Raw genomic sequence first — 11,969 nt, 5'->3', positions numbered from 1 at the left:
AGTCTTTGATACTCGTGAATGAGTCTTTGATACTCGCGGACGAGTCTTTGATACTCGTGAGCGAGTCTTTGATACTCGTGAGCGAGTCTTTGATACTCGTGGGCGAGTCTTTGATACTCGTGAGCGAGTCTTTAATACTCGGTGACGAGTCTTTGATACTCGTGAGCGAGTCTTTGATACTCGCGGACGAGTCTTTGATACTCGGCGATGAGTCTTTGATACTCGTGAGCGAGTCTTTACTACTCGTGGACGAGTCTTTGATACTCGCAGACAAGTCTTTACTACTCGTGAATGAGCTTTTTATACTCGTGAATTAGTAAATAGACGACGCTGTAGGGCACAGGAGTGTTGTACCCCTGATGTAGATGTGGGTCAAATGCGTGATAATACTCGTGAAGGAAAATCGTGCATTCTCATTTGCGTGTATGTGCGAGAAAAAAGATCGCCTGTAAATAAAATTATCAAATCCTCACAAGTTTCTCAGATTTGTTACATAACCTCTTTCTATAGCCAAAACAAGGGTGACAACGATGGAAACCAAAAGACTGGCAAAATTTCTCCGTTTTTTGCAAGAAGAGTTGGCAATTCCGGCTGATGGTTTGCAACTGGCGTTGCGACATCCTGAGCAAAATCCGAGTTTGTTACCCATGATTCTTTGGCAATATGGGCTGGTGTCATTAAGCCAGTTAGACGAGATTTATGATTGGTTAAATCGAGTGTTTTAGCTCAAGTGCTATGACTAGACAAAAACGGCTTGGTATTCTTACCAGTGGCGGTGACTGTCAGGGGCTGAATGCGGTAATTCGCGCGGTGGTCAGCCATGCTACTCTTAGCTATGGCAGGCCAGTAGTGGGGATTCCTTATGCTACAAGAAGTTTGCTGGAAGTAAAGGCGATTGAGCTTTCTCTCCACGGTTTAGATTTGCGTGGTATAGATCCTTTGTTTTTCCTATACCATTAAGGATACTTGCGAACATCTGGCAGAGTTGCGCGATCGCTGGGGACGCAGATTTGCCATTGAGGTAGGGAATAGGGAACGCGGAACAGGAAACCAGCCAAGGGGCAATTTTCCAAAAATCAAACTGGATTCCTATAACTAACCAAGTTTTTACAAATCCAATTTTGCAAATCAAAACGCTTTAATAGCCTGAGTTTCCTGCTCCGTAAACTTCCTGATTATGTTTATCGAACGCTTCCATATCGTATGGATTAGCGGTTTGAGGACGAACGGTGTTGACAGCCGATTGTTTTTATGGGATGGGATTCTGATTCTCTGTTTTGCGTTGGGCGGGTTGTTGATAGCTTTTCGATTCATCAACATTAGCCTTTGGTAGTTCTGAAGATAGCGTTACCTCAGGCGAAACAGCGTTCACAGCATTCTCAGCAACCCATGCATTTCCTTCAATCCAAGGATTAGCAAAGGTAGTTTCAGCAATCAGTAACACTGAGGCAATCAATAATATCAGTGTTAAAAACACAGTTCTCCACATAAAACTTTTCCCAGTTTGATGAGCAAGGTTTTACCTTCACTCTAAACCAACTGCTAATTAAATAACTCAGTAGACATAAATCAACACAACTTTGCAAGTTATTAAAACTGGGGCTGGAAGGGGGTAAGGGACTTCCAAATAAATAATTATCCCATCGCTTTTGATGCTGGGGAGGCTGGGGGAGAAAGAATCTGATCGTCGTCTTCGCGTCTCAAAATTGGATAATTTAATTTCTGGAAGACCCTAAATGAGTTTAAGTACCGTCTTTCGTAGTACTGCTAAATTCATCCAACAATATATTTTTATATAGAAATCTGGTTGATTTTTGAAAAAATGACCCTTGGCTTCTTCTTTCCTGTTCCTTATTCCCTTTTCCCTAACTCTACTTTGTAAGTTCAAAAATCAAATCTAATTACTATATGTGCCTTAAGTTATATGCCCATTGGTAAGTAACTTAGCTTAAATTTTCTAATTTTCCACCTATATAGCATGAAGATTTTTAGCGAATTCAGCCGCCAGCAAGAGGAAAATAATTGCAATACTTCTTAGGCTGATACATAGATAATTGCAGCCAGTTTGGAATAACTTATGCCTCTCTACAAACTCGAAGATTTTGAACCTAGCTACCGAGAAATCTTTGGTGGTGATGACGTTAAAGCCTTAAATCTCTACACTCAAGGAGGAGTGAGAGTTGGCTCAGTTGCCGATGCTTTAGTTGACCAAGATGGTCGTTTCCGCTATCTAGTTATTGACACAAGTTTTGAAGGTGGTAGTAAGAAAATATTACTACCTATTGGTCTTGCTCATATTAATTATCCAGAAAACCGAGTATATGTTGATGGGTTGAGTAAAGAGCAGGTTGAGCGTTTACCTGAATATCACGAAAACATTGTCGTTAATGAAGATTATGAACAGAATGTCCGCAATGTTTATCGTTCACCCAATAGTCAATTAACTGGTGAGCAGGGAATTTCTAGTTACCAGGCACCTGAGTTATATGAATTGAACGCGCAAGATCAACAAACGATCAAACTATATGAAGAACGATTAATTGCTAATAAAAATCGTATTAAAGCCGGAGAAGTCACAGTTGGTAAGCACATTGAAACGGAAACTGCACAAGTTTCAGTACCTCTTCAAAAAGAGCGCGTTGTTATTGAGAGAGTGACTCCAACCACAGAAACTGTAGTAAATTCACAAGAATTACAATTCCAAGAAGGAGAAGTAGCACGCATAGAACTTTACGAAGAAACACCTGAGATTCGTAAAGAAACGGTTGTGCGCGAAGAAGTCCGAGTTAGAAAAGTTGTAGATAGCGATACTGTTGAAGCACAAGAGACAGTGCGTCGCGAAGAGTTAGATATTAATACTTCAGGTAATTTGGATGTGAACGAAACAAATACGCCAAGAGACAGAGCTATTTAATTAGCTAGACTCCTGTCTTAGCTATTTAGGCGATTGCAATCAGCTTAAAATCTCAAAATATGGGAATTTTGCAGCTAGCGATCGCTGTTCACTGTCCTCTGTAAGTATTAAGGCGTATTTGCTCTCAATTATTATCGCTATAGTGCAGGCAGAATTGATTATTATATCTGCCTGCATTATTAATTTTTTAAACAAAAATTAACCTAACAATTAAGAAATAATAACTAAAAAATTAAATTTTAATGAAATAAAAAATTAAATATAATACTCCTATTTGATTTTTGCAAAAATTCAGTACACCTCTACCTCGCTTATTTCCTGTTCGCCTACCCTTCTCTTGCGGAGACGCTATGCGGTAAGTAGAGCTATGCCCGAAGGGCTTTACGGGCTTGGTGCAGTTGCTTATGAGGGAAACCACCAAGATAAGACTGCTTTACCTGTTACCTCCCTACGCAAGTAATTTCAGGAGTCAAATCAGATTGCTATATCTACTTCTTAAGTTGAACATTTATAAACTTAATTCAGTCGTGGGAAAGATGGAAAAAGCTCAATAAAATTCTAGTTTAGTTAATAGCAAATGAAAGTAAAAATTTGAGGGAAAAATATAATGGCACTTTACAAACTAGATGATTTTGATCCCAACTACCGCGATACTTTTCAGGGTGATGATATTAAAGGGCTTGGGGTCTATGCAGAAGGCAGAGATGAAAAGATTGGTAGCGTCAGCGATGTTTTAGTAGATGATGAAGGACACTTCCGTTATCTAGTCGTTGACTTAGGCTTTTGGATTTTTGGTAAAAAAGTATTGTTACCTATTGGACGTGCTCGGATTGACTATAATACCGATCGCGTCTACGCCATTGGCATGACCAGAGAGCAAGCAGAAGATTTACCAGAGTTCAACGAACGCTCAGGAGTCGATTACGACTATGAAGAGCGAGTACGCGGGGTGTATCGCCGTCCTGTAGATGCAACACGTTCTGTAGATGCATCATCTGTTGTTGATACACCAACACCTCTAGATGCTTCTGCACCTCTAGATACGAACTATCAGCCATTAACAACACCAAACTATCCTACTTATAACCGCGATACATACACTTACGACCACGAGCCTTCTTTGTACAACATCAATGAACGTGATAATCAAACTCTGAAATTGTATGAAGAAAGGCTAATTGCTGGTAAGAGACGGCAGAAAGCTGGAGAAGTAGCCATTGGGAAGCGCGTGGAAACTGAGACTGCAAGTGTATCAGTACCTTTGGAAAGAGAGCGCGTGGTCATTGAGCGTGTAACACCAACAGATGCTGGTAGCCCTGTTGCTCCTGGCGAAGCTAATTTCCGCGAAGGTGAAGTAGCTCGCGTGGAAATCTATGAAGAAACTCCTGAAATCCGCAAAGAAGCAGTTGTACGTGAAGAAGTGAGAGTTTCAAAAGTTGTAGAACAAGAAACCTCTGAAGCTCAAGCAACTGTACGTCGTGAAGAATTAGATGTAGATACTACTGGCGGACTGCCAATTGAAGAACGCTAATTAACTTAGTTATTAGCTCATAACTAATAACTAGTTAGACATGGTGCAGGTAGAGCTATTAGATAGCTTTGCCTGTGCTGTAAAATCAATCAGCAATATCAATATAAGTTTTGAATTTTTGAATTTTAGATTTTGCTTAAACTTGAGTCACATGATTGGCAAAGAGTTGAGCTATTAATAATTTTTTCTTGTTTGCGATCAGAGTGGCTAAAAGTATAGTTAGCCTAACCAAAAGTAGTTAATAATTTTTGCCTTATGAATAGCCAAACTGTGGCAAGAAAACCCGAGCTAGCAAATCCAGCAAATATTAATAAACGGGTTAGCAACCTGCTAGAAAATTTGGGCAGTAAAGTGAGAAATTTTGCTGTATTAGACAAAAAAGGACAACTGGTAGGTGAAGTCCGAGAGCTAGTTTTAGATGCAGGAAATCGGCTAAACTTAGTTATATCTCAACGAGTAAATCAATACAGTTTAGAATCTAGCGGCAAGCAATTAACAGATGGATATAAGTTGTTAAAATTGCGGAGCCAAAGAATTCAAAAAATTGACCATCCTACTCAATCGATTTTCGTGGATTTAGAAAAATCTGAAATAGAAAATATGCCTGAAAATTTAGAAGTTAACAAACCAGGTGCGCAGATAATATCAGATAGCTCAAATGAGAAAATAGTTAATAATCAAACTACAAATGGCAGCCTAGAAAATACAAATAGCAGCTTGGAAACTACAAATAGGAACATAGAAACTACAAATGTAGCAGAGATTAGTGAAGAAAATATTATTAATTTACTAGAAGAACGATTAGTTGTTAATAGTAACAAACGTAAAGTTGGCGATGTAATTGTTCGTAAAGAAATTGAAACTCGGATGGTGCAAGTTCCTGTCCGGCGTGAAAAATTAATTGTAGAACAAGTCAGCCCAGAACACAAACAGCTAGCAGAAATAGATTTAGGGCAAGAGGCTATTTCTAGTATTAATCTGACTGAAGAAGCAATATCTGAAGTTGCAAGCATTGACAATGGTTTAACTGTTAGTGGCTTGTTTACATCTCCTAAAATTGCTAGCCTACTTTTAAATGCGATCGCTCTAGAACAGCAATCCGGTTGTCAGCAGGTACGAGTGTCAATTGTTGTTGACAATGAGGAATATCGTCAGAAATACCAAGAGTGGTTTGACCGCTGTTCTCAAGGTCAAGCACCAAAAGCGTAAAAATCAGTTTTTATTTAAGTCAGCTAGTATTAGGGTGAGCATTGCTCATCCTAATTTTTTATTACAGCCTTTTTTATTTGAACTGCATATTTCGTAAGGGCACAACATTGTTGTGCCCTACTTTGTGGTTTATTCACCTGAAAATAGCTTGCGGAAATTATTCGTCATCGACTGTTCTCTTCTGTTTGGATGTATATACCCACTGTATAAGTGTATGGGGAATTACGGCGTTAAGTTAAAATCGTAAAACTGAGGGAATTAATCAAAGCTATGAAAGTGCTAATTTAGCAATTTGAATTTATCAGCAATAGATAACCACCTGGTTGTTACTTGCCCGAGCAAACCTAGTCATTTCAACGAACAGCAGTTCTTTTGGCTAATTCCAATGAGATTTCGATTGCAGAAACTTTTTCGGAAGCACAAGCCGCATCAGTCCCAGCGAGTTTGCATCAAAGTCAGGGACGGACAATTCCATATTGTGGGCTTAGGTGCTTGGTATTCTTACTGGCGCGACCCTTATCATCTGCTGTTAACAATTCCCTGGACTGGATTTTTGCTGCTAGCTGCTGTTGGGTATATAGCTACTAATGCCATATTTGCTTTAGCTTACCTGGCAGGAGGAAACTGTATTGAAAATGCTCGACCTGGCTCTTTTTTCGATGTCTTCTTTTTTAGCGTACAAACCCTGGCATCCATTGGCTACGGGGCGTTGTATCCTAAAACACTTTACGCCAATATAGTTGTCACTATTGAAGCAATGGCAGGTTTGATGGGAATTGCGGTCACGACAGGACTGGCGTTTGCGCGATTCTCCCGTCCGACTGCGCGTGTGCTTTTTAGCCGCGTCGCTGTAATTACACCCCATGATGGAGAACCAACTCTCATGTTCCGCACCGCCAATCAGCGTCGCAACCTAATTCTGGAAGCACAAATGCGAGTGTACATGATGCGGGATGAAATGACCTTAGAGGGGGATTACATACGTCGGATCTACGATTTGAAACTGCGCAGGAATCAGTCACCTAGCTTTACATTAACTTGGTTAGCGATGCATACCATTGATGAGTATAGTCCTCTGTTTGGGATGACCGCAGAATCTTTAGTTCAATCAAATACCACTCTTGTTATTTCGGTAAGTGGCATTGATGAAACAGTGGCACAGGTTGTCCATGCTCGTCATACCTATGGTGCTACTCAGATTTTGTGGAATTATCAATTTGTGAATATCATGCACGATACAGAAGATGGAAATCGCTACATTGATTACCAAAGCTTCCACGATGTGTTATCTCTAGATGAAGTGAGTTAAAAGTTAAACAGAAGTTTCAGTGGGTAATGGTTTAACTACAACTCGACCATTTTCAACCACAGTACAATTTTTGACTACACTTTTGCTGTGGTTGTCTGGAACATCTTGGCACTGTTTTTGATGAGAGATGTTTTGCTCCTGTTGTTGATTAAGGGTAACAACACAACACGAGCATGGTGTTGGAGACATATAAATTATTTTGACCTCTATATTAATTATCGCGCTACTAATAGCATTCGGCTAAAAAATTTGCTAGCTTGACACGACGCCGACACCCTAGAAGGGTGTGGCTACACGAACAAAGCCCACCTCCGTGGGCTGAGAAAGATCAGCCTGCAAAGACAAACTTGATTGATGAGTTCACTCATGGGGGAAATCACGTCAGTGTCTACAACAAAGCAAACCCATTCAAATAATACGTATCTTCAAGAGCTTCTTGATTCTGCCCGTAATTCTCCGTAACTCTGCTGTAGTAAACTGCAACTAAAGAGAAAGCCTAGTTGCAACATTTAATGGCAGTGTGAAAAAAATCCTGATTTTATCAGCAAATCCCAAGAATACGGACAGACTGCGCTTGGATGAAGAAGTACGAGAAATTCAGGCTGGTTTAGAACGTGCCAAGATTCGAGAGCAGTTTGAGATGATTACTAAATGGGCTGTGCGTCCTGAAGATTTGCGGCGATCGCTTTTAGATCATCAACCGGAGATTGTGCATTTCTCCGGACATGGCAAAGGGGATCAAGGTTTGGTTTTAGAAGATGATACCGGAAAGTTGCAATTAGTGAGTACAGAGTCACTGGGCAGGCTGTTTAGGTTATTTCAGGACAAGATAGAGTGTGTGCTGTTAAACGCCTGTTATAGTGAAGCGCAAGCTGAAGCGATTCACCAACATATTAATTATGTAGTCGGAATGAATCAGGCGATAGGTGATCGCGCCGCAATTAAATTTGCTGTCGGGTTTTATGATGCACTAGGCGCAGGTAGATCCTACGCTGATGCTTACGAGTTTGGGCGCATTGCCATTGATTTAGAAAATATCCCTGAGTATGCCACCCCAATCCTCAAAAGCCGCAACCCCCCATTTGCAAAACAACCAACACAACCAGAAATCTTACCCTTTCCCCCTTCCCCCTTACCCCTTCCTGTTCGGCTGAGCGAAGCCGAAGCCCCTTCCCCCAACTCCCAACCCAAACGCATCTTCATCAGCTACAAGCGTAGCGTCACCCCCGATGAACAAGTTGCATCGCAAGTCCATCAAGCGCTTGCTCAACATCACACAGTTTTTATCGACCAAATTATTACAGTAGGTACACGCTGGGCTGAACGCATTGAAGCAGAACTTCACCAAGCAGATTTTCTGATTGTTTTCCTTTCCGAGCATTCTGTCCACAGCGAGATGGTGGAGGCGGAAATTGCTACAGCCAACCGCCTGGCTAAGGAACAAAGCGGAAAACCGATGATTCTCCCGGTGCGGCTGGCTTATCTAGAACCGTTTCAGTATCCTTTGAGTGCTTATCTTGATGGGATTAATTGGGCAATCTGGCGAAATGCGGAGGATACAACGCCCTTGATTGCGGAATTGATGCAGGCGATTTCTGGGGGTGACTTAACTATTGGGGAAGCGAATAAAGCTGAATTACTTCAGCCACGTCAAGCATCAGCGTTACCTCAGCCTTTTGCTTCCGCACAGCCGATATCCCTGGAAATGCCAGAAGGGACGATGGATGGCGAGTCTCAGTTTTATGTGGAACGCGCTTGTGATGTTCTGGCTTTAAATGCGATTCAGCGTCAAGGTGTCACCATCACCATTAAAGGCCCCCGACAAATGGGCAAGAGTTCTTTGTTAATTTGCACAAGTAGCGCTGCGGTAAATGCAGGTAAGCGCGTGGCTTTCTTGGATTTTCAGTTATTCGATCAAGCCGCCTTAAGCAATCGTGACCTATTCTTTCGGCAATTCTGCACTTGGCTAACTGATGAAATAGAAATGGCAGATAGAGTTGATGAATATTGGAATCCGAAGCTAGGTAATAGTCAATGTTGCACCCGCTATGTCGGGCGTTATTTGTTGAAAGAATTTGGTCAGCCCTTAGTATTAGCAATGGATGAAGTAGAGAGGGCTTTTGATACCGAATTCCGATCCGATTTCTTTGGAATGCTTCGCAGTTGGCACAACAACCGCGCCACCACACCGATTTGGAAGCAACTTGATTTAGCCCTGGTGACTTCCACCGAACCCTACCAATTAATTGATAATCTCAACCAATCCCCGTTTAATGTGGGCGAGGTGATTGACTTAGAAGATTTTACAGCCGCACAGGTTGCTGACCTCAATCGCCGTCACCGTTCACCGCTGAACTCGAATGAAGAACAGCAGTTAATGGCGTTGCTGAGTGGACATCCTTATTTGGTGAGATTGGCGCTTTATTTAATAGCTAGCCAGCGCCTCACTACTGCTGAATTATTTGCCAAAGCTACGGCGGACAATGGCCCCTTTGGTAATCATCTGCGTAACCATTTGTTTCGGCTGCATAGCAAAGCAGAGTTAGTGCCAAGTATGCTCCAAGTAATTCGCCATAATAGTTGCGATGATGAGCGTGTTTTCTTTCGGCTGCGGGGTGCGGGTTTGGTGCGACGGGAGGGGAGAACGGTGATTCCGCGTTGTCAGCTTTACGCCGATTATTTCCGGGAGAACTTGCGTGGATAAATACTTGTCATTGCGAATGCAGCGTAGCGCAATGAAGCAATCGCAAGATTGTTGGGATTGCTTCGCTTCACTTCGTTGCGCTCGCAATGACAGTTTGGGGAATATGGGGAATAATTATGTCTAACCCAACCATTTACACAGTCGGCGGGACGGTGCAGGCTGGTGGTGGGATTTACATTCCCCGCCAAGCTGATGAGGAACTACTCAACCTGTGTCGGGCTGCGACTTTCGCCTATGTCCTCACGCCGCGCCAGATGGGCAAGTCGAGTTTGATGGTACGCACGGCGCAAACGCTGGCAGAAGAAGGAATACGGGCGGTAATTGTTGACCTTCAGGAATTGGGGGCGCAGGTTACAGCCGAACAATGGTACTTTGGCTTTTTGGTGAAGCTGGATGACCAACTCATGTTTGATACCGATGTGGTGAGTTGGTGGCAAGAACACGAACATTTGGGAGTTTCGCAACGGCTGACGCTGTTTTTTCAGCAGGTGTTACTGGCTGAGATAGAAGAACGAGTGGTGATTTTTGTCGATGAAATTGATTCCACTCTCAGCTTAGATTTTACCGATGATTTTTATACAGCGATTCGTTATCTCTACGTTGCCCGTGCGACTAATCCTGAGTTTCAGCGTCTTTCTTTGGTGTTGATGGGGGTAGCAACTCCCGGCGATTTAATCCGTGATGCCAAGCGCACACCATATTAATATTGGACAGCGTGTGGATTTGACTGATTTTACCTTTGAGGAAGCTTTACCCCTGGCTGAGGGATTGAAACTGATCGCAGATGAAGCGCAACAAGTACTGCGATGGGTACTGAATTGGACAAATGGACATCCCTATTTAACACAGCGCCTCTGCCGTGCCATAACTGAACAAGGTAAAAACGGTTGGTCAAAAGCCGATGTTGACCGCGTAGTTCGTAATACTTTCTTGGGCGCAATGAGCGAGCAAGATAATAACTTGCAGTTTGTGCGGGATATGTTGACTAAACGCTCACCTGACTCAGAGGTTTTGACTACATACCGGGAGATTCGGTTAGGTAAGCGTCCGGTTGTGGATGAGGAACAGTCAATAGTTAAGTCTCACCTGAAGTTGTCGGGGGTGGTGCGGCGTGAGCAGAATGTTTTGCAGGTGAGAAATCAAATTTATCGGCAAGTATTTGACCGGAAGTGGTTGAATCAACATTTGCCGTTTAACTTGCGGGATAGGTGGGAGCAGCTAAAACCTGCGCTGCCTTATGTGGTGGGATTGCTGATATTTTCGGGTTTAATGACGGGAGTGGCTGTGTATGTGAATGAGCAGCGTTTAATTGCTCAAGATGCCCAGCAAGAAGCAGATAAACAGCGGCAAATAGCAGAACAGCAACGTAATGAGGCACAAAGGCAAGCCGATAATGCTCGACAACAGCAGCAAATGGCAGAGAAGCAACGCCTGGAAGCAGACAAGCAAAAACGCTTTGCTCAACAGCAGCAGCAAAGGGCAGAAAAAGGAGAAGCGCAAGCAAAGACTGCACAACAGTTAGCAGAAGAACGGGGAGAAGGTTTAAAAGTTGCTCTCAAGAATGCCAAAGCGGCTAAAGATGCCGAAGCCGAACAGCGTCAGTTAGCTGAAGAGGGTAAAAGGCAAGCAGAAAAGAATTTGCAAGAAGCCAACAAGCAGCGAAATATTGCTCAGGCGCAAACACAGCAAGCAGTCGCCGCCAAAGCAGATGCAGAGAAACGCCGTGTTAATGCCGAAATTATCGCTGAGAGTCTCAAGTCACAAAACCTGCTGGCATCAAATTTAGAGCTTGATGCTTTAATAGCAGGCTTGAAGTTAGGCAAGCGACTACAAAAACTAGATAAAAATGTCGAAGCAGATACCCGCGCTTTAGCGGTAGCTACTCTCCAACAGGTAGTTTATGGTGTTAGGGAACGAAACCGACTAGAAGGCCATAGCTTTTGGGTCATGAGTGTGGTATTCAGCCCCGACGGCAAAACCATTGCCACCGCCAGTGATGACAACGCGGTGAAGTTGTGGAATCTCTCTGGACAGGAGTTGCAAACTCTCAAAGGCCATAGCAGTAGGGTCAATAGCGTGGCATTCAGCCCCGACGGCAAAACCATTGCCACCGCCAGTGATGACAAGACGGTGAAGTTGTGGAATTCCTCTGGGCAGGAGTTGCAAACTCTCAAAGGCCATAGCAATTTGGTCAATAGCGTGGCATTCAGCCCCGACGGCGAAATCATTGCCTCAGCTAGTTCTGATACCAATTTAAATTGGAGACAGGGCAGATAAGGTAAACTGAGAATTGTTGTTTAGA

The 11,969-nt window shown here is 42.9% G+C and carries 11 protein-coding genes and 1 pseudogene; 10 read left to right on the top strand and 2 right to left on the bottom strand.

Annotation, left to right across the window (positions count from 1 at the left end; all coding sequences use genetic code 11):
* The 3 genes and pseudogenes from BV372_RS36605 to BV372_RS23765 form a co-directional block, all read left to right on the top strand.
* Window positions 1-317 (top strand): hypothetical protein (locus tag BV372_RS36605; protein ID WP_256973420.1); only part of this gene is annotated, 317 nt, incomplete at its 5' end.
* Between the two features lie 213 nt (window positions 318-530).
* Entirely contained in the window at window positions 531-725 is a 195-nt protein-coding gene (locus BV372_RS23770; RefSeq protein ID WP_086688966.1) for a DUF2949 domain-containing protein, read from the top strand.
* A 10-nt stretch (window positions 726-735) separates the two neighbouring features.
* A pseudogene (locus BV372_RS23765) lies at window positions 736-942 on the top strand (6-phosphofructokinase); the annotation flags it as partial.
* 307 nt (window positions 943-1,249) lie between these two features.
* On the opposite strand, the gene BV372_RS23760 reads toward BV372_RS23765, so the two are convergent.
* Window positions 1,250-1,489, bottom strand: coding sequence for a hypothetical protein (locus tag BV372_RS23760; RefSeq protein WP_086688965.1), 240 nt, complete (start codon window positions 1,487-1,489; stop codon window positions 1,250-1,252).
* Between the two features lie 588 nt (window positions 1,490-2,077).
* On the opposite strand from BV372_RS23760, the gene BV372_RS23755 reads away from it, so the two are divergent.
* The 4 genes from BV372_RS23755 to BV372_RS23740 all read left to right on the top strand — a co-directional run bounded on the left by BV372_RS23755 (window position 2,078) and on the right by BV372_RS23740 (window position 6,963).
* A complete protein-coding gene (locus BV372_RS23755; RefSeq protein WP_086688964.1) occupies window positions 2,078-2,914 on the top strand; it encodes a DUF2382 domain-containing protein in 837 nt (278 codons plus the stop codon).
* 607 nt (window positions 2,915-3,521) lie between these two features.
* The gene (locus BV372_RS23750; RefSeq protein WP_086688963.1) at window positions 3,522-4,445 is read left to right on the top strand and encodes a DUF2382 domain-containing protein; all 924 of its coding nucleotides are present in this window, start codon (window positions 3,522-3,524) and stop codon (window positions 4,443-4,445) included.
* Between the two features lie 270 nt (window positions 4,446-4,715).
* Window positions 4,716-5,654, top strand: coding sequence for a YsnF/AvaK domain-containing protein (locus tag BV372_RS23745; RefSeq protein WP_306299015.1), 939 nt, complete (start codon window positions 4,716-4,718; stop codon window positions 5,652-5,654).
* Between the two features lie 385 nt (window positions 5,655-6,039).
* A complete protein-coding gene (locus tag BV372_RS23740) occupies window positions 6,040-6,963 on the top strand; it encodes an ion channel (protein WP_086688961.1) in 924 nt (307 codons plus the stop codon).
* A gap of 3 nt (window positions 6,964-6,966) precedes the next feature.
* Here the strand turns inward: BV372_RS23740 and BV372_RS23735 are convergent, their stop codons facing one another.
* Window positions 6,967-7,152 carry a hypothetical protein gene (locus BV372_RS23735; protein WP_086688960.1) on the bottom strand — a complete coding sequence of 62 codons (186 nt, stop codon included), beginning with the start codon at window positions 7,150-7,152 and terminating at the stop codon, window positions 6,967-6,969.
* A 331-nt stretch (window positions 7,153-7,483) separates the two neighbouring features.
* On the opposite strand from BV372_RS23735, the gene BV372_RS23730 reads away from it, so the two are divergent.
* From BV372_RS23730 to BV372_RS23725, 3 genes are all read left to right on the top strand, one after another.
* The gene (locus tag BV372_RS23730) at window positions 7,484-9,667 is read left to right on the top strand and encodes an AAA-like domain-containing protein (RefSeq protein WP_086688959.1); all 2,184 of its coding nucleotides are present in this window, start codon (window positions 7,484-7,486) and stop codon (window positions 9,665-9,667) included.
* A gap of 116 nt (window positions 9,668-9,783) precedes the next feature.
* A complete protein-coding gene (locus BV372_RS37840; protein ID WP_256973419.1) occupies window positions 9,784-10,371 on the top strand; it encodes an AAA-like domain-containing protein in 588 nt (195 codons plus the stop codon).
* A complete protein-coding gene (locus BV372_RS23725; RefSeq protein WP_256973421.1) occupies window positions 10,349-11,944 on the top strand; it encodes an AAA-like domain-containing protein in 1,596 nt (531 codons plus the stop codon). Before BV372_RS37840 ends, BV372_RS23725 begins: the two co-directional genes overlap by 23 nt.
* Window positions 11,945-11,969 lie beyond the last annotated feature (25 nt).

This window comes from Nostoc sp. T09, from assembly GCF_002154695.1.
Classification (GTDB): Bacteria; Cyanobacteriota; Cyanobacteriia; order Cyanobacteriales; family Nostocaceae; genus Aulosira.
Note: the sequence above shows the minus strand (reverse complement) of the source record. Positions and strands in the feature narration are given on the sequence as shown.